We start from the raw sequence: 21672 nt of genomic DNA, 5'->3' as shown, positions 1-21672 counted from the left end.
GGTCTAGGACTCTATCCGGTCGTCTTGGAGAACGTTGAATCCCCTGGCTGTCAAGGCGGTGCGCAGTTCCACGCGGTCGTCAAGGGCCAGATTGACGCCTTTGACTTCCTGCCAGACTTCATGGCCACGGCCGGCCACAAGGATGCTGTCCAGCGGGCCTGCGAGCTCTACTGCGCGCCGGATGGCCTCATCCCGGGGGAAGACCTCCAGGATCTCGCAGGGAAGCGATTCGCTGCTGCGCGCGTCTTCTGCACCCGCCAGGACGTCGGCGCGGATGGCGGCTGCGTCCTCGTCGTGGGGGTCGTCGTCAGTGATGATGACGGTGTCCGCGAGGCGGGCAGCCACCGCACCCATCGCGGGGCGTTTGCCCTGGTCGCGCTGGCCGGTGGCACCGAAGACGACGATCAGCCGTGAGCCCGGAGCCGGCGGCCGGACGGCTTCGAGGGCACGGGCCAGCGCATCGGTGTTGTGGGCGAAATCGACGACGGCGGCGGGCTGCTCGGCGACGAGTTGCATGCGTCCGGGGACTGCAACGGTGAATGGGTCGGCCGTGTCCAGGGCGTCCTGGAGCACAGCGGTGTCCACCCCGCCGGTGAGGACCATGACCGCCGCCAGGGCGGCGTTGGCTACGTTGAAGCTGCCGGGCAGTCCTGTGTGCAGGCGAAGTTCGGCGCCGTCGGGACCTTTGAGCGTGAAAGCGGTGCCGAGGCCCCGGGGTTCGGTGGCGGCCACGGCCCAGTCCGCGGCTGCCCGCCCGTCCGTGCTCAGCGTGGTGACCGGAATGCCGGCGGTGCCGGCCAGGCGGCGGCCCCACTCGTCGTCGACCGTTACTACTGCCCTGCGGGCGCGCGCCGGCGTGAAGAGGTCGGCCTTGGTGGCGAAATAGTCATCCATGGTGCCGTGCAGGTCCAGGTGGTCCTGCGTCAGGTTGGTGAATCCGGCCACGTCAAACAGCACGCCGTCCACGCGCTGGTACGAAATGGCGTGCGAGGAAACCTCCATGGCTGCCGCGCCCAGTCCCCGTTCGCGCATAAGTGCCAGCAGCCCGTGCACTTCAGTGGACTCGGGGGTAGTCAGCAGGCTTGGAATGGGCTCTGTGCCGGCGAGGATCTCGATGGTCCCGATCAGGCCGGACCGGGTGCCGAGGGCGCGCAGCAGGGAGTTGATGAAGTACGTGGTGGTGGTCTTGCCGTTGGTGCCGGTCACGCCGAACAGCGTGAAGTCCTCGTCGGCGCCATCGGTGCTGCCGTAGATGGCCGCGGACAGCGGGCCCACCACGTTGCGGGGTTTGTCCACCACGAGGACCGCCACCGGGGTGTCGTTGCCCAGCGCCAGCAGGCGCGCGCCGGCGTCGTCGGTCAGGACGGCTACCGCCCCGGCTTTCACGGCCTGTGCCACGAAGTCCGCGCCGTGGCGGGACGCGCCGGGGAGGGCTACGTACAGGTCGCCGGCTTCGACGGCCCGGGAGTTCAGGGTGATTCCCGTGACCGTGACGTCTGCTGCATGTCCGGGAACTGCGACGCCGACGGCGGCGCCGATGCTCTCCAGACGGACCGGTTCGACGGCGGTGGGCCGGAACCTGGCTTTGCTGACAGGAGCGGCCGGAAGGGCGCTGCTGTGGGACGGCGTGAACTCTGACAAGGAATCTCCGATGGTGCTAGTGGACCGTGCCCGGCTGTGGCCGCAGCGGGCGCTGCTGCAGCGTGGTGGCGCCGGGGTGCTACTTGGCGAACTGGGGCAGCCTGGCCGGTTCGCCGGTGGACGGCTGGACGTTGTAGGTCCGCAGTGCCTGGCTCATGACCGACCGGAAGACCGGCCCGTTGGTAATTCCGTAGATGCTGCCCTTGGGCCGCTGGAGTACCACCTCAACAATAAACCGCGGATCATCCATCGGCGCCATGCCCACCATGGAGGCGGTGTAGCCGCAGAAACCGGACTTGCCGTCGTCGCAGGGCGATTCCGAGGTGCCGGTTTTGGCACCCACCCGGTAGCCGTCAATGGAGGCATCCTTGATCTGGCCCTCGGTAACGGCGCTTTCCAGGATGTCCTGGACCTGCTGGGCGGTGCTGTCAGAGACAACCTGGGTAGGGGGTGCTGCCGGCACCTTTTCCTCGGTTCCGTCGGCGGAAACATACGAGTCGATCAGGCGCGGCTGGAGCATCACCCCGTTGTTGGCCACCGACTGGAATGCCCGCACGGTCTGGAGGGTGGACTGGGACACGCCCTGCCCGAAGAGAACGGTGAATTCCTGCCGTCCGTCCCACTGGTCTGCGGGGGTGAGAATTCCGGAGGCGGTAGCGGGGAGCCCGATGTCCGGTGCCTGGCCAATGCCGAACTTCTGCAACCAGTCGTGGCGCTGTTCCTTGCTCAGGGCCTGGCCGGCCATCACGGTGCCTGTGTTCATGGAGTAGCCGAGGATGCCCGCCAGGGTGCGCTTCTCGGTGCCGTGCGAGAAGGAATCGGTAAACGTCTGGCCGTTGACCGTATACGAGGGAGGCAGCGTGTATTCGCTGAGCGGGTTGGCTTTGCCTTCCTCGATCAGGGCCGCTGCGGTCAGCATCTTCTCCACGGAACCCGGCTCGTAGGCTGCGGTAACGGCTCGGACGCCGCGGTCCTTGGCCGCCACCAGGCCCGGGTTGTTCGGATCCGGGGAGTTGGTGTCCGCCATGGCCACCAGGTTGCCGGTCTTGACGTCCATCACAATGATGACGCCCCATTCGGCGCTGAGCTTGTCCGCCTGGCTTTGGATGGCCTGCTGCGCAAAGTACTGGAGGTCGGAGTTGATGGTGAGCTTGACGTTCTTGCCGTCCTGCGGTGCGGTCAACTCGTCCACGCCCACCGGGATCCGGAGGCCGTCCGCCCCGATTTCGAACAGGCGCTTGCCATCCGACCCCTTCAGGAGGTCGTCCTGCGTCTGTTCGATGCCGGCCTGTCCGCTGCCGCCCTCCTGCAGGAAGCCGATGATGCCGCCCGCTACGGAGCCATTGGGGTAGACACGCTTGCTGACGCCTTCGGTCACGATGCCGGGCACCTGGAGTTTGGAAATGCGGTCCTCGACGTCCGGTTTCACGTCCTTGGCCACGATGTAGTAGCGCGATTCACCGGTAACGGCTTTGACGATGGCGTCCTTGTCCATGCCCAGGACCGCTGCCAGCTCGGTGAGGCCCTGGTCCCGGCTGACTTCGACGAGCTTTTCCTTGCCGTCGACATTATCCAGGCGCCGGTAGGTCTCGGTTTTGGTATTGAGCTGCTGGTCCACCACCACGTTGTAGCGGATCACACTGTTGGCCAGGACCGTGCCGTTGGCGTCCAGGATGCTGCCGCGCTCCGCAGGCAGGACCGTTTCGGTCATTCGCTTGTTGAGGGCCGCTTCAGCCATGCCACCGACGTCCAGGCCCTGGACCAGGAACAGCTTTCCGCCAACCACCAGCAAGAGGGAGAGCATGATGCCCAGGCCCAGGCGCAACCGTTTGGTGGGGTTGGGCGCTTTGCCGTTCACTGCCTTACCGGTCCTCTGCGCCACTGATCTTCCTTGCTGTTCGTCCCTCGTGCCTGTCAGTCCCGCTGTTACTGTCCGGGCACCTTTTGCTGCGGTGCGGGGACTGTGCCGCCATTGAGCTCGGCCGCGGAGGCCTGGCGGGCCGGTGCTGCCGCTGCGGGCGCCCCAGCGGCGGGAGCCGCGGCGGCGGACGGGGTTTCTGCTGCCGGCTTGCGGCTTGCCAGAGGTTCACCCGTTGAAGCCGGCGGCACCACGATCAGTTGCCCTGGGACGGCGGGGGCAGGAATGACGGCACCTTCGGTGGCACCCTTAACAGCCGGCGTCGCCTTGCCGGTGACGGAAAGGGTGGAGAGGTCGATTTGGCCCTTGACGGTTGAAGCCACCATTCCCAGGTCCTTGGCCTTGGCCGCAAGATTCTGCGGGGCCTCGAAGTTCTGCACCTGCTGGGTGAGGTCCTGGTTCTGCTTGGTCAGCGTGCTCTGCTTGGCGCGCAGTTCCACCAGCTGGTACTGCGCAGTGGATACCGAGATATTCAGGACCAGGACTGCCACCAGGGCTACTGCAAGCATCGCGAAGCAGAGCACGACGAAAGGCGCACGCCGCTTGCGGGGCATGCTGCGCACCACGGACAGCGGGGTACGGCTCTTCCGTTCCTCGCGCTGCGCCGGATTGCCGGGAGCGGCGGGAAAGTTCTTGACGGCAGCGGTGCTCATGCAGCTCTCCTGGCTCTGATTCGTTCCGCCGCGCGGAGCCTGGCTGAGGCGGCACGGGGGTTCTCGGCGATTTCGACGGCGGTGGGCACCTCGGTGCCCTTGGTCAGGATTTTGAGTTCGGGTTTATGCTCTTCCAGTTCCACCGGGAACCCGAGAGGGGCGGAAGACTTGGAGCGGCCCTGGAGGACGCCCTTGACGATCTTGTCCTCCAGGGAGTGGTAGGACATGACCACGATTCGTCCCCCCATGGCCAGCGCATCCACGGCGGCCGGGACGGCGCGCTCCAGGACGTCGAGCTCCTCGTTGACTTCGATCCGCAACGCCTGAAAGGTCCGCTTGGCCGGATGCCCACCGGACTTGGCTGCTCCGGCAGGGACGACCGACCGGATCTGCTCCACCAGCTCTCCGGTGGTGGTGAATGGCTTCTCGCCACGTGCAGCGACGATCCGGTTCGCGATGCGGCCCGCGAACTTCTCCTCGCCCCACTTCCGGATGATCCGGACCAGCTCGTCCTCGCTGTACGTGTTGACGACGTCCGCAGCGGTCTGGCCGCGGCTGGTGTCCATCCGCATGTCCAGGGGAGCGTCGAAGGAGTAGGCGAAGCCGCGCTCCCGCTCGTCGAGCTGGAGCGACGAGACGCCAAGGTCCATCAGGATGCCGGAGATTTCGGTGACGCCAAGGTCCGCGAGGACTTCGGGGATTTCGTCGTAAACGGCGTGGACCAGGTCCGTCCGTGCGCTGAATGGCGCAAGCCGCTCCCCCGCAAGGGCGAGCGCTTCCTCGTCACGGTCAATGCCGATCAGGTGGAGGTCCGGGAAACGCTGGAGCATGGCTTCGGAGTGCCCGCCCATCCCCAGCGTGGCGTCGATGACGATCGGGGCGTTGCCCTGCTGCCGTGCGGCATCGAATCCTGGGGCCAACAAATTGATGCACCGGTCCCGAAGGACCGGCACATGGCGTTCGGACGTTGGCTTCGGTTGTTCGTTCATGCCTCGTCCCTTCTCGCCGTTGTGGTCGCTGGTTCCGCTTCCGGGATCAGATCCCCATCCGCACCTACCGTCCCGCCTGCCTGGCTCCGGGGAAGTGAGTCAGGTTGGCTGGCCGATCGGCCGGCTGGAGATCTCATCCAGGAAACTTCCTGCGTGAAACTCCTGCTTACCGCTCCGGGATTCAGAGAATGCCCGGAATGGGATCGTCCGTTTCAGAGAAGGCTGTTTCCTTCTCCGCGAGGTATTCATTCCAGGCTTGGGCGTCCCAGATCTCGGCACGGGAGCCTGCGCCAATGACGGCCAGTTCCCTTCCGAGTCCTGCGTACTCCCGGAGCGCGGGAGGAATTGTCACGCGCCCCTGCTTGTCAGGTACCTCGTCAGAGGCCCCAGAGAGAAAGACACGGATATAGTCACGTGCCTGCTTGGAGGAGATTGGTGCCTCCCGCATCTGCTCGTGGACCCGCGCAAATTCCTTCTCACTGAAGACGTAGATGCAACGTTCCTGGCCCCTTGTGAGCACCAGCCCGCTTGCAAGCTCCTCACGGAACTTCGCAGGGAGAATGATCCGTCCCTTCTCGTCCAGGCGCGGCGAGTGAGTGCCCAGAAACACTGGTCCACCGCCTGTCCGATATCAGGAAATGCACATCCCCTATGTTGCAACCACCCTCTTATGCCCTCCACATTACTCCACTTTCCCCCACAGTCAACGCAAAATGGGGTGTGGTGGGCCAGGAAATTGGGATACTGGCCGCGGAATGGCGCCATTTTCAACCGGTGGTGGGAAGTGGAGTGGATTTCCAGGGCATAGCGGGAATCAGGGAACCGGGCAACTGCCTGAATTGGCAGCAAACAGCGTTAAACAGGAAAAGACCCGCCGCAGCGGGTCTTTCTGTTGTTGGCTCCCCTGCCGGGGAGCGAAGTGGAGGCTCCGGGTGGGGCCCGGTTACCGGCAGGACCTAGGGCTCACCGCGCCGGCGTTCGTCCCAACGCTCCTCGAGGTTGCTCATGAAGGAACTCCGCGGTTTGCCCGGCTTGCCGGTACTGCCCTTGGCGCCATCCTTGGCTGCCGAAGAACTGCGCATCGTCGCAAAATATACGCCGCCACCCATGACGATAAAGCCAAGGACACCAACGAAGATGCTCTGCAGCGTGACGCCTACCAGCAGCAGGAACACGCCTGCCAAGGCACCAAGGACGCCGATCACCACATGCCTGGTTGACCACGAACGCCCGGGGTCCGACCCCATGGAGTTCGCAAACTTCGGGTCGTCCTCGTGAAGCTGCTTCTCCAACTGCTCAAGCAGCTTTTGTTCGTGCTCCGACAGCGGCATCACGACCTCCTTCGTAGGCCAACGTCCGGGCTGGTCCCAGAAATTACTCCTGCACCCTTAACGGCTGGTGCACCTGTTCGGTTCCCATCTTCCCGCCTGGGCAGGAAGTTGAACCGGGCGCACAGCCGCCGGAGCGGAAGCATGTCCAAAACGGTCCGGCAGTAGTCCAATCACTCAAAAACTATGTATCTCTAAGGATAGTTTGTTGCGGTCCGTTCTGAAAGACGGCGATTTCTTCCGAAACACGGGGACGGCCGTCTTTTGGTCCGTTTTAACCCGCACCGCTTCCGGGTTCCATGAGGCGGGCAGGAAGCACCGATTTGGAACCGAATTTTCGGGTGACCTCGTCCAGGACCTGTTCCGCGGCGCGCCAATTCTCATCCCGCCGGTCGATGGTTAGCTGCACTGAGGTTGTTGCCGTGTCCTCCAGCTGCTCGGCACGCACTCCCACCAGCCGGACGGACATGGCACGGGGCCCGACTGACTCCAGCAACTGGACCGCCACCGCATAGATCAGCTGTGCACTGTCAACGGGAGCCTGCAGGGTGCGGCTGCGGGTGATGGTGGAAAAGTCCGCAAAGCGCAGTTTCAAGGCCACGGTCCTCGCCACCATGCCGGAGCTTCGCAGGCGTCCGGCCGTGCGGTGGGACAGCCGAAGGAGTTCGCGGTGGAGGAGGGCGTCATCGGATGTGTCAACGGCAAAAGTCTCTTCCGCTCCGATGCTCTTTTCCAGCCGCACGGGCGTAACCGCCCTGGGGTCGATACCCCAGGACAGCCGGTGCACGTGCTCACCGCCGGCGCCGAGCATCCGGCGGAGAGTGGAAACGGGAGTGGCGGCCACATCCGCCACCGTCCGGATTCCCATCCGTGCCAGGACTTCAGCTGTCTTTGCCCCGACACCCCACAGCGCCCCCACCGGCAGGCTGTGCAGGTACGGCACGGTTTGATCGGGGCCGATGAGCAGCAGGCCGTCCGGTTTACAGCGGGTGGAGGCGATCTTCGCCACGAACTTCGACTCGGCGATGCCCACAGATGCCGTGATGCCGAGCTCCGAGGCGACCCGGCGCCGAATGAGTTCACCGATGTCCCTCGGGGGGCCCAGCCTGCGAATTGCTCCGGTGACGTCAAGGAAGGCTTCATCCACGCTGAGCGGCTCCACCAGTTCAGTCACGGATTCGAAGATGGCCATCAGCTGCGCCGAGACTTCGTAGTACAGCTTGTGCCGCGGTTCGATGATGACGGCCTGCGGGCACATCCTGGCAGCGACGGCCATGGGCATGGCTGATTTAACGCCAAAAGCCCGCGCCTCATAGGAGCCGGACAGGACCACTGAGCGCTCCCCCGGAAAGCCGACGATCACTGGCTTGCCGCGAAGTTCGGGGCGTGTCCGGAGTTCGACCGAGACGAAGAAGGCGTCCATGTCCACGTGCATGATGCACTTGCGCCTGCCGCCCGGAAGGCGTGCTGCGGCTGGTTGGTTTCTAGCGTCGGGCCCCACGGCTGCAATCCTATCCGTAGGTACTGACTAAACTGGAGGCTGAATCCGGCATCAACACCAGGAGGAAAGTCCCTGTGACGGTCATTGGAAACTTCAAACCGGCTGGCCTGGCCGTTCTTGCCGTAGGCGCGGCACTGGCCCTGGCAGCCTGCAGCCCGACCCCGTCACCGGCACAGCCGTCACCGTCCTCCCCCGCCACTGTGCCCGCGACTGCACATGCAACCACTACTGCGTCGGCCAGCCCCAGCGCCTCTCCCAGCACTTCGGCAACTGTGGGGGCGCTTGTTGACGGCTTCCCGCAGCAGCTCCTCCCACTGATGCCGAACGCGACCGTCGTATCCAGCAGCTTTGACAAGTCGTCCGCGCCCGCAACCGCCGCGCTGGTGGCGACTGTCACCGGACCCACGTCCGCCGTCGTCGACTTCTACACGAAGGCGCTGGAAGCGCAGGGTTTCAAGGCGGTGCCCGGGGACTCCGTGGGGGCCGTGGCCTCCAAGGACTTTGTCCGCGGTGACAGCGAGACGGTCAACCTTTCGGTGGTTGAGGCATCCGGAGTGGCAACCTTCACCATCGGTGCCAACGTGGCTGCTGAGTCCGCCAAGTGACTGGCGCCGAGCAGTTAAGGAACGAACAGGCCGACTTTGTGGCCTCGGTGGCCGGGGAATTGACCGGCTTCCTCACGTCCCGCCAGGGGATCATGTCCGGCATCTCCCCGGACATCGATCCCATCATGGGTTCAATCTCGAACCTCGTCACCGGCGGCAAGCGGCTGCGCGCCCTGATGTGCTACTGGGGCTGGCGCGGGGCGGGCGGAGACGCCGGCGCCGCTGAGGTGGTGACGGCAGGAGCCGCCCTCGAACTTTTCCAGGCCGCCGCCCTGATCCATGACGACATCATTGACCGCTCGGATACCCGCCGTGGCGGCCCCAGCGTCCACCGCAGGTTCAGCCAACTGCACGAGGCCCAGGGCTGGGCCCTGGACAGCGGGCGGTTCGGGCAGGCAGCAGCCATCCTCGCCGGCGACCTGTGCCTTTCCTTCAGTGAAGAGGCATTCACGGATATCGGCGAACGGGCGGCGTCGGGCAGCCGGGCACGGTTGATCTTCAACCTTATGAGGGCCGAAGTCATGGCGGGGCAGTACCTGGACATCCTGGAAGAGGTGGCCGGGCCGGTCCGAGACCGCGCGGGCGCCGTCAGCCGGGCGCAGTCGATCATCAGGTTCAAGAGCGCCAAGTACTCCACGGAGCACCCCCTGGCCCTGGGCGGCGCCCTGGCCGGCGCCACCAACGACCTGCTGCGCGGCTATTCAGCCTTCGCCCTTCCCTTGGGTGAGGCATTCCAGCTTCGCGACGACGTCCTGGGAGTTTTCGGGGACCCCCTCACCACGGGCAAACCGGCCGGAGATGACTTGCGTGAAGGCAAGCGCACCGTGCTGGTGGCGCTGGCCCTGGACCAGGCTTCTCCGGCGGAGTCCGCCTTCATCGACTCCAGGCTGGGGAGCCCGGAGCTGGATGACGGGGACGTCCAGGAAATCCGCCGGATCATCGAAGACTCAGGAGCGCTGCAGGCCACAGAAGTGCTGATTGGGGAATACGGCAATGCGGCCTACGAGGCCCTGGAGGCGCTCCAGCTGGATGAGCTGCCCAAGACCGCTCTCAGGAGGCTGGCCGAGGCTACTGTCAGCCGGGCCTCCTGAGGACAGCACTTACCAGGCCAGGGTCTGCGCCCTGCGCCGGATCTCGGTCTTTCGTCCCTCGCGCAAGGCGTCAATGGGCCGGCCGCGAAGCGACTCGTCCGGAGTGAACAGCCATATGATCAGGTCTTCGTCGGAATAGCCGGCGTCGGCCAGGACAACAATGGTGCCTTTAAGGCTGTCCACCACCTGGCCGTCCTGGAGGAATTCTGCAGGTACCGAGCGGATCTTCCGTTCGCCCACACGCGCAGCCACGAGGGCGCGCTCATCAATCAGGCCATGGACCCTGGTAATGGAAACATTCAGCAATTGGGCGACATCGGGGAGGGGCAACCATTCGCCCACGAGGTTTTCTACGTTACTCACGGATCAAGGTTGCCACGGTGCGCGGCCCGGCGCCTAGTCGATTCATCGGCCCAATACTCGCGGCCTGCGGACACTCCGAAATTCTTCCTTACGGCAAAAGCACGAATTCTTGTGCTAACCGCGAATTCATGAGAGATTCTCACTGTTCACACTCGTAACAAAGATCACTCGAGTAACAGTAGTATCAAGCACTAATGCGGCACCCCCGTCCGCACCCGCAGTTGAGAAGAGGATCCCTTACATGACGATGTCCCGCTCGCCGAAGCAACCCCCCAGGCCGAGCTTGCCGATGATTGCTGCGACGACGGCGGCACTGCCGGCGGTTGTCCTGTCGTCCCTGGCCCTCGCACAGCCGGCCACTGCCCAGCAGCCATCCAGACCGCTCCCCGCGACCCTGACCGCGGCGATGAACGCGCAGGCAGCAGCCAAGGCCACGGCAACGGTCATTCCGGCCTCATCCGTTTCCACCATGATTCCGGCGGCCTTTAAACCCGCACAGAATTCTGCGCCTGCCGAATATACAGTCGCCCGCGGAGACACCATCAGCGCCATCGCAGGAAAATTCAACCTGAACACCGGGGAAGTGCTCAGGCTGAACAATCTCCAGGCGAACACCATCATTTACCCGGGGCAAAAGATTAAGCTGTCCGGCAGTCCTGCCGCAGCAGCCCCGGCCCCCGCCGCGCCGGCCGCTGCACCCGCTTCGGCCGCCGGCGCCACCTACACCGTCAAGTCCGGTGACACATTGGGCGCCATTGCCGCCCGGCACAACGTCAGCCTGGGGGATGTCTTCAGCTGGAACAACCTCAACATGAGGTCCATCATCTATCCCGGCCAGAAGATCAAGGTGGGCGCCGGTTCGCAGGCACCTGCTGCCCCCGCGGCCGCAGCGGCACCGGCGGCCCCACTCGCCAACACGTCAGCCCCGCAGGCTCCGGCGGCCGGCTCCTACACCGTCAAGGCGGGCGACACCCTGTCCGCCATCGCATCGCGCCATGGGGTGAAGCTGCCCGAGCTCCTTTCGGCTAATGGGCTGAACCTCGGCTCCATCATTTACCCGGGCAACAAACTGAATGTCCCAAGCTCAGGCTCGCAGCCTGCTGCTGCGCAGCCGGCAGCGCCCGCTGCCCCGCTGGTACCCAGTTCCTTCCTTGGGTTCACCTACCCGCCGGCGGTGGTGAACTCCGCCAATGAAAACAAGGCACTGCTGAATGCTTCCCCGGTCCCGTCCCGGGCAGAGATGCAGAACATCGTGGCAGACACCGCCCGCCGCATGGGTGTCGAGCCGTCACTGGCCCTGGCGTTCGCCTACCAGGAGTCCGGTTTCAACCAGCGCGCAGTCTCCCCTGCCAACGCCATCGGGACCATGCAGGTCATTCCCAGCTCCGGCCAATGGGCCTCGGACCTGGTAGGCCGCAAACTGAACCTGCTCGATCCCTATGACAACGCCACCGCAGGAGTTGCCATCATCCGCCAGCTGCTTGCTACCAGCAAGGACCGGGACACCGCCATCGCAGGCTACTACCAGGGCCAGTACTCGGTAAGTAAGTACGGGATGTACGACGACACCAAAACCTATGTGGCAGCCATCAAGGCACACCAGAAGAACTTCGGCTAAAGCCTTGGCCGGCCCGGTTTCACGGGGCCGGCAGCCGCTGATGGAACGGGTTCGGGCCGGTTATCGGCCCGGACCCGTTCCATTGCAACTAGGATCGGAGGGTGCAGGAAAACGTGTCTGACCCCCTTGTAGGAACGCTGGTGGATAACCGCTACGCCATCAGGTCCAAGCTGGCGCGGGGCGGCATGTCCACTGTGTACCTTGCCGAGGACCAGCGGCTGGAACGCGATGTAGCCCTGAAAGTGCTGCATCCGCACTTCTCCGCGGATGAAAGTTTCCTGGGCAGGCTGGGCCGTGAAGCCAAGGCCGCCGCGAAGCTGTCCCATCCCCACGTGGTGGGGGTCCTGGACCAGGGCAATGACGGCCACACGACGTACCTGGTGATGGAGTACATCAAGGGACACACCCTGCGGGACGTCATCACTGACAAGGGCGCCCTGCCGCCACGGCTGGCATTGGCCCTGATCGACCCGGTGGTGGAAGGCCTTGCGGCAGCGCACGCCGCCGGCTTCATCCACCGGGACGTCAAACCCGAGAATGTCCTCATCGCCGACGACGGCCGGATCAAGGTGGGCGACTTCGGCCTTGCCCGGGCCGTGACAACGTCCACCAGCAGCGGCGCGCTGATCGGAACGGTTGCCTACCTCTCCCCTGAGCTGGTCTTGGGCCGGCCCGCCGATGCCCGCAGTGACGTTTACTCCGTCGGCATCATGCTTTACGAAATGCTGACCGGCAAACAGCCCTTTGGCGGCGACGTTCCCATCCAGGTGGCCTACCAGCACGTCAACAGCACGGTGGGTCCGCCGTCCGCGCTCGTTCCGGGCCTCGCAGCTGAAGTGGATGAACTCGTGCAGTGGTGCACTGCGAACGATCCCGAGAACCGCCCGGTTGACGGAAGCGCGCTGCTGCAGGAACTCCGCCACATCCGCACCAACCTGACCGATTCCGAACTCGACCTGCAGCCACCGGCAGCTCTGGGAGCTTCCCTTCACGGAATTCCCGGGACCACGGGACTGCCGGGCGCAGCGGATCCCTCCGCCGGGCCCAGCCATACCGAGTTCATCCCGCACATCAGCAATCAGACGTCCGTCATGCCCGCCGGCCGTCCGGTGCCGCCTCCCTACCAGCCGGCAGGCCCTGCCACGGCCGCCCGCAACCCAGCGCCGGCACCGCGCCCCGGCCACGCCCTCACCCCGCCCGGCGAGGACGAGAGTCCGGCCTGGGCCCCGGCTCCCCCGGCACTGAGCAAGCGGGCCCAGCGCAAGGCGGAAAAGGACGATGAGAAGGCCCGCGCACGGGCTGCCGCCACACCGGCTCGAAGCCTGCGCGAAGGCAACCCACGGCGGAGGGGCATTCTGTGGATCATCGTCCTGGTTATTGCCGCGCTGCTTGCCACCGGAGCAGGCTGGTTCTTCGGGATGGGTCCGGGTGCGGCGGCAGCAATACCAGCGGTGGCCAACAGGACCGTAGCGGAGGCCCAGCAACTGCTGAGCGATGCAGGATTCCGTTCGACCACCAGCGACGTCTTCGACGATGCCGTTCCCAGCGGCCGGGTGGTAGGCAGCGACCCGCAGGCCGGAGCGGAGATCCGCAAGTTCCAGCCGGTTTCACTGCTCGTATCGAAGGGCCCCCAGCTTTACCCCCTGCCGCAACTGACGGCCGGCACCCTCGACGAGGCCAAAAACGCCCTCAACGCCGCTGGAATGGCGCTGGGCAAAGTTACCGAACAGTTTGACGAGGGGGCATCGGCGGGGACTGTGCTCGCCCAGGATCCTGCAGCCGGTACTCCTGCCCGGCGGGGCACCGCAGTGGCAATGGTGGTCTCCAAGGGCCCCGAGCCCATTGCCGTTCCCTCTGTGGTGGGGAAGGCGGAAAACCAGGCGGTCGACGCCATCGAGGCAGCGGGCCTGAAGGCGGAGGTAGCCAAGGACGAGGTCTTCGACAGGAAGGTCCCGGAGGGCGCCGTGGTCAGCCAGAGTCCTGCCAGCGGGACGCTGACCCGCGGCGGAACGGTCACCTTGACCATTTCGAAGGGTCCCCGGATGGTGGAGGTCCCAAGCTTTATCGGCAAGCAGGCGGGGGAAGCCGAACAAGCATTGCGGAAGCTTGGATTTGAGGTCCGGCTTAACAAGGTCCTGGGTGGATTCTTCGGCACCGTAAGGGACCAGGATCCGGTGGACACGGAAGTTCCGGAAGGGTCCGTCATCACCTTGACAGTGGTGTAGGCCGCTGTGGGCAGGGGCGCTTCGCGGCGCCTCTGCCCACACCGCCGTCGCAGCGCGGAGAACGCGCTGCGACGGGTGTTCCGGTCAGTTCTTGGCGAGTGCCCCGGCCACCAGGAAGGCCATTTCGAGTGACTGCATGTGGTTCAGGCGGGGATCGCAGACAGACTCGTAGCGGTCCAGGAACGCGTCCTGGTCGATCGGGTCCGCGCCGCCCAGGCACTCCGCAACGTCGTCGCCGGTCATCTCGGCGTGCAGGCCGCCCGGTACCGTGCCCAGTGCGTGGTGCACCTCGAAGAAGCCGCGCACTTCGTCGATGACGTCGTCGAAGTTGCGGGTCTTGTACCCGTTAGGTGAGGTGACCGTGTTGCCGTGCATGGGGTCGGTGACCCACAGGACCTGGGCGCCGGACGCCGTGACCTTTTCGACGACGGCGGGCAGCTTTTCACGGATGTTGCCGGCTCCCATGCGGGTGATGAAGGTCAGGCGGCCCGGTTCGCGTTCCGGGTCCAGCTTGTCGATGAGCCGCAGGGCGTCGTCGCCGGTGGTGGACGGGCCGAGCTTCACGCCGATGGGGTTGCGCACCCGCGACAGGAAATCGACGTGGGCGTGGTCGAGTTCGCGGGTCCGCTCCCCGATCCACAGGAAGTGGGCCGACGTGTCGTAGGGGAAGCCGGTCCGCGAGTCGATCCGGGTCAGTGCGCGTTCGTAATCAAGCAGCAGCGCTTCGTGGCTGGCGAAGAATTCCACTCGTTTGAGGGCCTCGAAGTCCGCGCCGCAGGAGTCCATGAACTTGATGGCGCGGTCGATGTCGCGCGCCAGTGATTCGTAGCGGGCGTGCGCGGGGTTCTCGGTGAAGCCCTTGTTCCACTGGTGGACGGACCGGAGGTCGGCGAAACCGCCCTGTGTAAAGGCCCGGATGAGGTTCAGCGTGGAAGCGGAGGTGTGGTAGGCCCGCAGCATCCGGGACGCGTCGTGTCCGCGGGATTCGGGGGTGAATTCGTATCCGTTGACGATGTCGCCCCGGTAGGCCGGAAGGGTCACGCCGTCCCGGGTTTCGTCGTTGGAGGAACGGGGCTTGGCGAACTGTCCTGCCATCCGGCCCATTTTGATCACGGGCATGGCCGCGCCGTAGGTGAGCACCACCGCCATCTGGAGAATGGTCTTGACGCGGGCGCTGATCTTGTCTGCCGTGGCTGCCTCGAAGGTCTCCGCGCAGTCGCCGCCCTGCAGGAGGAATGCCTTGCCTTGCGCTGCTGCGGCCAGGCGCTCCCGGAGGACATCCACTTCGCCGGCGAAAACCAGTGGCGGGAGCACCGAAAGCTCCTTCACGGAGGCATCGAACACCTCCGTGTCCTGCCAGCTGGGCTGCTGCGAGATGGGCAGCCCGCGCCAGTCGTCAAGTCCGGGATAGGTGGCGGCGCCGCTTTGGGAGTTGCCGGACAGGGGAAAGGCTGGGTTTGCAGATAGCTGAGTCACCATCTAAGACTAGCGTCCGCGCAGGACGGCTGGACACCGTGCCGTCACGGTTCCCGGCCCTTGCGTCACAACGGATGGGCGGCGCCGGGACACCCCTCCGCCGGGCACCCGGTCAGTGTGTCGCCGGCTCCCCGCCGGAGTCGTCTCCGCCAGTCGGCGGCGACGCCAGGGGCTCCGCTGCGGCGGCCGGCTCGCCGGGCTTGCCGGCCAGGCGCAGCTTCACCACGGCAGCGTATTCGTCCACGTATTCCTGCCCGGACAGCCGCTGCAGTTCCAGCATGATGCGGTCCGCCACCGTCCGCTGGGTGCCACGGTCCTCGGCCTGGTCCTGGTAGCTGCTGAAGTCGAGCGGTTCACCGAAAATCATTCCGATCCGCCGGATGTTGGGGAGCCGTTTTCCGATGGGTTGCACCTTGTCAGTGCCGATCATCGCCACGGGGATGACGGGGACCCCTGCCTGGAGGGCCAGCCTGGCGACACCCACCTTGCCCCGGTACAGCTTGGAATCGGGGCTCCTGGTCCCTTCCGGGTAGATCCCCAGCAGGCCGCCGCTGGTCAGTACGTCCATGCCGGCGCTGAGGGAGGCAGCAGAGGCTGCGCCGCCGGACCTGTCCATGGGCAACTGGTTGGTGAGCCGGAAGAAGAGCGCTGTCGCGCGGCCCTTGATTCCGGTGCCGGTGAAGTATTCGGACTTGGCCAGGAAGACCACCGGGCGGCGGACCATCAGTGGCATGAAGATCGAGTCGGAAAACGACAGGTGGTTCGAGGCGATGATCGCCGCGCCCTCGGCCGGAATGTTGTCCAGGCCCTTGACCCAGGGGCGGAAAAGAAGCTTCAGAACAGGACCGAGGAAAATCCTCTTCATGACCCAATAAAACACGCGGTGAACCTCTCGGAAGGTCGGCCCCAGGCTCCGCTCCGGGCCTGTTTCAGCAGTTCAGATGCAACCCTACTCTAGTGAGATTTATCCGGAACAGTGACACGATGTAGGCATGACTGAAAGCAGCACACCGCCCCGCCCCGTCGCGTTCAGTTATCCCGGCCATGGCCCCAATGCGGACATCGGCATCGCCATTTGCCACGGCTTCACGGGCAGCCCGCTCAGCGTGCTGCCGTGGGCGGAGCATCTCGCAGCCCAGGGCTACGCGGTGACCGTCCCCCTGCTGCCCGGCCATGGAACGCACTGGCGGGAACTCGCCCAGACGGGGTGGCGCGACTGGTTCGGCAGTTTCGAGGCGGCCTACCTCGATCTCTCCGCCAGGACCTCCACCTGCTTCGTAGCAGGCCTGTCCATGGGCGGTGCAGTGGCCCTGCTGACCGCCGCCAGGCATAAGACTGCCGGCGTGAGCATCGTCAACCCCGGCCTGAGTTTTTATGACCGGCGCGTCCGGGTGATCGGGCTGCTGAAGTTCTTCCATCGCACCACCATTCCCATTCCGGAGGAACATTCAACGGCGCCCGCCACTGAAGACGGCGACTACTCGAGGACGCCCCTGGCGGCAGTGCACGAGCTCAAGAAGCTGTTCAACGCAACACTCCGGGAACTGCCTGCGGTCACGGCACCGGTGCAGGTCTTCAAATCCGTGACCGATGAGGTGGTACCGCCCACCTCCCTGGAACTGCTGAGGGCACGGCTGCGCGACAGGGTGACGGAGGTGGTTGAACTTGCGGGCAGCGGACACGTGGCTACGCTGGACGTTGACGCGCCGGAAATCTTCGCCCGGTCCAGCGAGTTCTTCCGTGACCACGCCCGCCAATCCAGCCCTTCGGAGACCCCATGACTGCCGGCCCGGACCACAGTCCCTTCAGCAGTGCCACCAGCGGCACCGGGCCACGCGCCGGTGTAGTGCTGTCCCATGGGTTCACGGGCAGCCCGCACAGCCTGCGCAGCTGGGCGCAGGCGCTTGCCGGGGCCGGCTTCGCGGTGCGGATGCCGCTCCTGCCGGGCCATGGCACCAGCTGGCAGGACCTGTCGCGCACGCGGTGGCAACAATGGCACGGCGCCCTGGATGATGCGTTCCTGGAACTGGATGCCGAATGCGAGCACGTTTTCGCTGCCGGGCTGAGCATGGGCGGCGCCCTTGCGCTGCGGGTCGCCGCCACGCGGCCGGTGGCCGGCGTGGTCCTGGTGAACCCCGGGCTGGTGATTGATGACCCCCGCGCTCCGTTGGCAGGGATCCTGAAACTGGTCATGAAGAGCACCCCGGCCATCGCCAACGACATCCTGAAGGCGGGCATTGATGAAGGTGCCTATCCGCGCACTCCCGTCGCCGCTGCACACGAACTGAACAAGATGTTCAAGGACACCGCCAGGCTGCTCCCCCGCATCACGGCACCGGTCCAGGTCTACCGGTCTGCCGTGGACCATGTGGTGTCGGACAGCAGTATTTCCGTCCTGCGCCGTGGCCTGACCCATGCGCCTCTGGAGCTGGTCCGTCTGGAGAACAGCTACCACGTGGCCACCATGGACAACGACGCCGAACAGATATTCCAGGGTTCGGTGGACTTCATCCGGGCAACGCTTGCTGCGTTGGCGCCCGGCGTGCCGGCTCCCGTACCGGGGTCCGGGGAGGCCGGAAATGAACAGGCCTGATTCCGGATCCGCGGACCAGGGTGCCAACCAGGACGACGCCGTCTGGCTCGACCTGGTGGCTCGGCTGGAGGCTGACACACCGCCGCCGGAGCGCAACCTGCCGGATTCTGTTGCCAAACCGGCCGGGCCGGCGTCCTTCCGCGATTTTGATCCGCTCAATCTGTCCGGTGCCGCACCCGTGGAACGTTCGGCTGCCGAGCGCGGGGACAGCCAACGCGGAGGGTCCGGGGATGACGAAACGCCGGAGGCGCCTCCGGCCGGCCCGCGCGACTACGGCGTTGAGGATGAGGGAGGCGACTTCGTGCCGGAAGAGCCCCCCAGCCTTTCCGGGACAGACCCCCTGACCATGCTGGCCTGGCTGGCCGCAGTGGGCGGGCCCGTTGCGCTGCTGCTTTCCGCGATGTTCTGGCGGGCCGCGCCCGTGTTGGCCATATGGGGCATTGTTGCTGCATTTGTTGCCGGCACGGTGTACCTCATCATGAAGCTCCCGCAGGAGAAGGACGAGGACGACGACGGCGCCCGGGTCTGAGCGGTCAGCTGCGGACCCTGCTGCTGACGCGGGAGAGGTCGGCGGCACCGATGAGGCCGGCGTTGGGCCCCAGGTGGGCCAACTGGATACCGGCGGCGGGCCGGAAGCCACGGCCGGTCAGGTTCCTGGCAAATGCCTTCCTGGCGGGCTCCACCAGGAGATCGCCTGCTGAACACAGTCCTCCGCCGATGACGAACAGTCCCGGGTCGAGGGCGGCAGCCAGGTTGGCAAGCCCCAGGCCGAGCCACTCCCCCACCTCTTCGATCAGTTCGCGCGATGCCGTATCTCCGGCCAGGGCGAGTTCGGTGACGATGGCACCGGTAATGGTCTCCGCGCGGCCACCGACGGCAGCCAGAAGGTCCTGGGCCATGGGCGAGTTGCTGCTGGCAAGGATCCTCGCTTCGCGGCCGAGGGCGTTGCCGGAGGCATACTGTTCCCAACATCCGCGGTTGCCGCATTCGCAGCGGTGGCCTCCGGGCATGATGACCTGGTGGCCGAACTCGCCGGCCACGCCGAAGCGGCCCCGTTCCACCCGGCCGTCCATCACCATGGCCCCACCGATTCCGGTGCCGAGGGTGATGCATACCAGGCGGCTTTCCCCTTGCCCGGCGCCAAACCGCCACTCGGCCCACGCGGCGGCGTCGGCATCGTTGGCAAGCAGCACCGGGCGCCGCAGGAGCTGCTGGAGGTTGGCGCGCAGGGGCTCGTTCCGCCAGGCGAGATGGGGGCTGAAAAGGACGGTGCCGCCGTCGAGGTCCATCCAGCCGGCGGCCCCAATGCCCACCGACCGGATCCGCCGCCCGCTGCCGAGCTCTTCGACCAGTTCCACGATGACCCGTTCCACAGCCCGGGGATCAGTCCCGGGCGTGCTGCGGCGGGCTTCGCTGAGGATCCGGCCTTCCTCATCCACCACACCTGCAGCCACCTTGGTGCCGCCGATGTCGATGCCGATCGCCAGTCCGCGGCGGCCCATGCGCACCCGCCCCCGGGAACCTTTTCCATGCCCTGAAGTGGCGCGGTACGGGGCGGACCGCCGCTTCCACGGCGCGGATCGACGGAGGTGGCCGGCCTGGTCGCCGGAGGGCGGTGCGTACATAGTCCCCAATTCTAGGCTCGCGGCCGCACCTCCGGAGCCGGGGCACGCTGGCTCCGGACCCGCCCCTCCCGCATTGACTGCTAAGTTACTGGCCAGTAACTTTAGATACAGCACTGTCCTGCGGCGGCATACTAGGCTTGTGGCATGCCCCCTGCGGGACGACGGATATCAAAGGAGCTATAGTGCGCCAATTCAGTGTTCCGCCCCTTGTTGTTGTTCCACCGGAGACCAACATCACCGACCTGCTGCTGCGGCAGGCAAAGAAGGCCAGCAACCCGGCACTGTTTTCCCGCCGTGACGCATCAGGCTCCTGGCAGAACGTGTCCGCCACCGACTTCCTGGCCGACGTCAATGCCCTCGCGAAGGGCCTGATGGCCAGTGGCGTGGGCGCCGGCGACCGGGTGGGAATCATGTCCCGGACCCGCTACGAATGGTCCCTGGTGGACTTCGCCATTTGGTTTGCGGGCGCCATCTCGGTTCCGATCTATGAAACTTCGTCCCCGTCCCAGGTGGCCTGGAACCTCGGCGATTCCGGAGCCGTTGCCGCATTCGGCGAATCCGCTCACCACGAAAACATCATCCTGCAGGCCGTTAACGCCGAAGGCCTCACCGACTTGCAGCACGTCTGGCAGCTTGAAGGCAACGGCCTGGATGCACTCCGCGACGCCGGGCGCGGCGTCAGCGACGACGAACTCGAGTCGCGGCGGAGTGCTGCCGGCCTCGCTGACACCGCCACCATCATCTACACGTCCGGCACCACCGGGCGGCCCAAGGGTTGCGAACTGACGCACGGGAACTTCGTGGAGCTCTCGGACAACGCCCTGGCCATCATCGGCGAAATCGTCCACGAGGACGCCAAGACCATCATGTTCCTTCCGCTGGCACACGTCTTCGCACGGTTCATTTCCGTCCTGGCCATGGCTGCCGGGACCACGGTGGCGCACACGCCGGACATCAAGAACCTGCTCGCGGACCTGCAGAGCTACGAGCCCACGTTCATCCTGGCCGTGCCACGGGTTTTCGAGAAGGTCTACAACTCGGCCATGACCAAGGCAGAGGACGGCGGAAAGGGCGCCATCTTCCACCGGGCCGCCGATACCGCCATCGCGTACTCCAAAGCACGCCAGGAAGGCCGCATCGGACTGGGCCTCAAGCTCCGCCATGCGCTGTTCGACAAGCTGGTGTACGGCAAGCTGCGCGCCGCGATGGGCGGCCACGTGGCCCACGCCGTGTCCGGCGGCGGCCCGCTCGGCGAACGCCTGGGCCACTTCTTCCAGGGCATCGGCATGCAGGTACTCGAGGGCTACGGCCTGACCGAAACCACAGCCCCCATCTCGGTCAACACCCCGTCCCGGATCAAGATCGGCTCCGTAGGCAAGCCGCTGCCCGGCAACGCCGTAAAGATCGCTGAGGACGGCGAAATCCTCACCCAGGGCGTCTGCGTAATGCGCGGCTACTACAAGCGCGATGACCTCACCGCGGACACGTTCGACGACGGCTGGTTCCGTACCGGGGACATCGGCCGGCTCGACGAGGAGGGCTTTGTCTGGATCACCGGCCGCAAGAAGGAGATCATCGTGACGGCCGGCGGCAAGAACGTCATCCCCGCCCTGCTGGAGGACCAGATCCGGGCCGACGCCCTGGTCTCGCAGGTCCTGGTTGTGGGTGACAACCGCCCGTTCATCGGCGCCCTGGTCACCCTTGACCAGGAGGCGCTGCCGGGCTGGCTCCAGCGGCACGGACTTCCGGCCGGCACCTCCCTTGAGGAGGCAGCGGACAATCCTGTGGTCAAGGCAGCGGTGCAGGACCTGATCACCGCCGCCAACGGGTCTGTGTCCCAGGCCGAGGCCATCAAGTCGTTCAGGATCGTTCCGGCCGACTTCACCGAGGCGTCCGGACACCTGACGCCGTCCATGAAGGTAAAGCGGGCACAAGTGATGAAGGACTTCGAGACCATCATCGAGGAGATGTACTCGGCGCCCCGCTCCTGACCCAAGCACTGCTGCACTAACAACGAAAAGGTCCTCCCGGCTGCTGCCGGGAGGA

General features: G+C 65.6%; 19 protein-coding genes. 8 read left to right on the top strand and 11 right to left on the bottom strand.

The window, feature by feature from the left end; all coding sequences use genetic code 11:
- Nucleotides 1–3: 3 nt before the first annotated feature.
- From BLT71_RS09335 to dinB, 7 genes are all read right to left on the bottom strand, one after another.
- Nucleotides 4–1641 carry a UDP-N-acetylmuramoyl-L-alanyl-D-glutamate--2,6-diaminopimelate ligase gene (locus BLT71_RS09335; RefSeq protein ID WP_091719484.1) on the bottom strand — a complete coding sequence of 546 codons (1638 nt, stop codon included), beginning with the start codon at nucleotides 1639–1641 and terminating at the stop codon, nucleotides 4–6.
- Nucleotides 1642–1720: 79 nt separating this feature from the next.
- Nucleotides 1721–3523, bottom strand: coding sequence for a peptidoglycan D,D-transpeptidase FtsI family protein (locus tag BLT71_RS09330; protein ID WP_091719482.1), 1803 nt, complete (start codon nucleotides 3521–3523; stop codon nucleotides 1721–1723).
- Nucleotides 3524–3567: 44 nt separating this feature from the next.
- Nucleotides 3568–4212, bottom strand: a complete 645-nt coding sequence (locus tag BLT71_RS09325) for a hypothetical protein (protein WP_091719480.1) — start codon at nucleotides 4210–4212, stop codon at nucleotides 3568–3570.
- A complete protein-coding gene (gene rsmH, locus BLT71_RS09320) occupies nucleotides 4209–5201 on the bottom strand; it encodes a 16S rRNA (cytosine(1402)-N(4))-methyltransferase RsmH (protein ID WP_091719478.1) in 993 nt (330 codons plus the stop codon). The genes BLT71_RS09325 and rsmH overlap by 4 nt, the downstream gene beginning before the upstream one ends.
- Nucleotides 5202–5382: 181 nt before the next feature.
- Complete coding sequence (gene mraZ / locus BLT71_RS09315; protein WP_009358613.1) at nucleotides 5383–5811, bottom strand: division/cell wall cluster transcriptional repressor MraZ; 429 nt, start codon at nucleotides 5809–5811, stop codon at nucleotides 5383–5385.
- A gap of 346 nt (nucleotides 5812–6157) precedes the next feature.
- Nucleotides 6158–6532, bottom strand: a complete 375-nt coding sequence (locus tag BLT71_RS09310; protein WP_091719476.1) for a DUF3040 domain-containing protein — start codon at nucleotides 6530–6532, stop codon at nucleotides 6158–6160.
- 271 nt (nucleotides 6533–6803) lie between these two features.
- Nucleotides 6804–7964, bottom strand: coding sequence for a DNA polymerase IV (dinB, locus tag BLT71_RS09305; RefSeq protein ID WP_091719474.1), 1161 nt, complete (start codon nucleotides 7962–7964; stop codon nucleotides 6804–6806).
- Between the two features lie 140 nt (nucleotides 7965–8104).
- Between dinB and BLT71_RS09300 the strand changes: the two genes are divergently transcribed.
- Entirely contained in the window at nucleotides 8105–8635 is a 531-nt protein-coding gene (locus BLT71_RS09300; protein WP_091719472.1) for a hypothetical protein, read from the top strand.
- The gene (locus BLT71_RS09295; RefSeq protein ID WP_091719471.1) at nucleotides 8632–9726 is read left to right on the top strand and encodes a polyprenyl synthetase family protein; all 1095 of its coding nucleotides are present in this window, start codon (nucleotides 8632–8634) and stop codon (nucleotides 9724–9726) included. Before BLT71_RS09300 ends, BLT71_RS09295 begins: the two co-directional genes overlap by 4 nt.
- Before the next feature lie 9 nt (nucleotides 9727–9735).
- On the opposite strand, the gene BLT71_RS09290 is transcribed toward BLT71_RS09295, so the two are convergent.
- The gene (locus BLT71_RS09290; protein WP_172829943.1) at nucleotides 9736–10089 is read right to left on the bottom strand and encodes an Rv2175c family DNA-binding protein; all 354 of its coding nucleotides are present in this window, start codon (nucleotides 10087–10089) and stop codon (nucleotides 9736–9738) included.
- 241 nt (nucleotides 10090–10330) lie between these two features.
- Here BLT71_RS09290 and BLT71_RS09285 point away from each other — a divergent pair, with 241 nt between their 5' ends.
- On the top strand, nucleotides 10331–11707 hold the full coding sequence (locus BLT71_RS09285) for a lytic transglycosylase domain-containing protein (RefSeq protein ID WP_091719467.1): 1377 nt from the start codon (nucleotides 10331–10333) through the stop codon (nucleotides 11705–11707).
- A 101-nt stretch (nucleotides 11708–11808) separates the two neighbouring features.
- Nucleotides 11809–13932 carry a Stk1 family PASTA domain-containing Ser/Thr kinase gene (locus BLT71_RS09280; protein WP_091719465.1) on the top strand — a complete coding sequence of 708 codons (2124 nt, stop codon included), beginning with the start codon at nucleotides 11809–11811 and terminating at the stop codon, nucleotides 13930–13932.
- An 84-nt stretch (nucleotides 13933–14016) separates the two neighbouring features.
- Here the strand turns inward: BLT71_RS09280 and BLT71_RS09275 are convergent, their stop codons facing one another.
- Nucleotides 14017–15411: a class II 3-deoxy-7-phosphoheptulonate synthase gene (locus BLT71_RS09275; RefSeq protein WP_091719463.1), complete on the bottom strand. Its 1395-nt coding sequence runs from the start codon at nucleotides 15409–15411 to the stop codon at nucleotides 14017–14019.
- A gap of 109 nt (nucleotides 15412–15520) precedes the next feature.
- The gene (locus tag BLT71_RS09270; RefSeq protein ID WP_091719461.1) at nucleotides 15521–16288 is read right to left on the bottom strand and encodes a lysophospholipid acyltransferase family protein; all 768 of its coding nucleotides are present in this window, start codon (nucleotides 16286–16288) and stop codon (nucleotides 15521–15523) included.
- A gap of 112 nt (nucleotides 16289–16400) precedes the next feature.
- On the opposite strand from BLT71_RS09270, the gene BLT71_RS09265 reads away from it, so the two are divergent.
- From BLT71_RS09265 to BLT71_RS09255, 3 genes are read left to right on the top strand one after another with little or no spacing between them, the layout of a single operon-like run.
- Nucleotides 16401–17189 (top strand): alpha/beta hydrolase, encoded by a 789-nt coding sequence (locus BLT71_RS09265; protein WP_091719459.1) that lies wholly within the window; start codon nucleotides 16401–16403, stop codon nucleotides 17187–17189.
- The gene (locus BLT71_RS09260; protein WP_091719457.1) at nucleotides 17186–18001 is read left to right on the top strand and encodes an alpha/beta hydrolase; all 816 of its coding nucleotides are present in this window, start codon (nucleotides 17186–17188) and stop codon (nucleotides 17999–18001) included. Before BLT71_RS09265 ends, BLT71_RS09260 begins: the two co-directional genes overlap by 4 nt.
- Nucleotides 17988–18530 carry a hypothetical protein gene (locus BLT71_RS09255; protein WP_091719455.1) on the top strand — a complete coding sequence of 181 codons (543 nt, stop codon included), beginning with the start codon at nucleotides 17988–17990 and terminating at the stop codon, nucleotides 18528–18530. Before BLT71_RS09260 ends, BLT71_RS09255 begins: the two co-directional genes overlap by 14 nt.
- A 4-nt stretch (nucleotides 18531–18534) precedes the next feature.
- Here the strand turns inward: BLT71_RS09255 and BLT71_RS09250 are convergent, their stop codons facing one another.
- A complete protein-coding gene (locus tag BLT71_RS09250; RefSeq protein ID WP_091719453.1) occupies nucleotides 18535–19503 on the bottom strand; it encodes an ROK family glucokinase in 969 nt (322 codons plus the stop codon).
- Nucleotides 19504–19808: 305 nt separating this feature from the next.
- Between BLT71_RS09250 and BLT71_RS09245 the strand changes: the two genes are divergently transcribed.
- Nucleotides 19809–21617, top strand: coding sequence for an AMP-dependent synthetase/ligase (locus BLT71_RS09245; RefSeq protein WP_091719451.1), 1809 nt, complete (start codon nucleotides 19809–19811; stop codon nucleotides 21615–21617).
- Nucleotides 21618–21672 lie beyond the last annotated feature (55 nt).

Source organism: Pseudarthrobacter equi, from assembly GCF_900105535.1.
In the GTDB taxonomy this organism is placed as follows: domain Bacteria; phylum Actinomycetota; class Actinomycetes; order Actinomycetales; family Micrococcaceae; genus Arthrobacter; species Arthrobacter equi.
This window is presented reverse-complemented; position numbering and strand designations above follow the sequence as displayed.

Excerpts from the sequence above, each read along its gene's own strand:
- BLT71_RS09265 (WP_091719459.1), top strand. The coding sequence starts at position 16,401 with ATGACTGAAAGCAGCACACCGCCCCGCCCCGTCGCGTTCAGTTATCCC.
- BLT71_RS09310 (WP_091719476.1), bottom strand. The coding sequence starts at position 6,532 with ATGCCGCTGTCGGAGCACGAACAAAAGCTGCTTGAGCAGTTGGAGAAG.
- BLT71_RS09285 (WP_091719467.1), top strand. The coding sequence starts at position 10,331 with ATGACGATGTCCCGCTCGCCGAAGCAACCCCCCAGGCCGAGCTTGCCG.
- BLT71_RS09255 (WP_091719455.1), top strand. The coding sequence starts at position 17,988 with ATGAACAGGCCTGATTCCGGATCCGCGGACCAGGGTGCCAACCAGGAC.
- dinB (WP_091719474.1), bottom strand. The coding sequence starts at position 7,964 with ATGCACGTGGACATGGACGCCTTCTTCGTCTCGGTCGAACTCCGGACA.
- BLT71_RS09260 (WP_091719457.1), top strand. The coding sequence starts at position 17,186 with ATGACTGCCGGCCCGGACCACAGTCCCTTCAGCAGTGCCACCAGCGGC.
- BLT71_RS09275 (WP_091719463.1), bottom strand. The coding sequence starts at position 15,411 with ATGGTGACTCAGCTATCTGCAAACCCAGCCTTTCCCCTGTCCGGCAAC.
- BLT71_RS09325 (WP_091719480.1), bottom strand. The coding sequence starts at position 4,212 with ATGAGCACCGCTGCCGTCAAGAACTTTCCCGCCGCTCCCGGCAATCCG.
- rsmH (WP_091719478.1), bottom strand. The coding sequence starts at position 5,201 with ATGAACGAACAACCGAAGCCAACGTCCGAACGCCATGTGCCGGTCCTT.
- BLT71_RS09250 (WP_091719453.1), bottom strand. The coding sequence starts at position 19,503 with ATGGGCCGCCGCGGACTGGCGATCGGCATCGACATCGGCGGCACCAAG.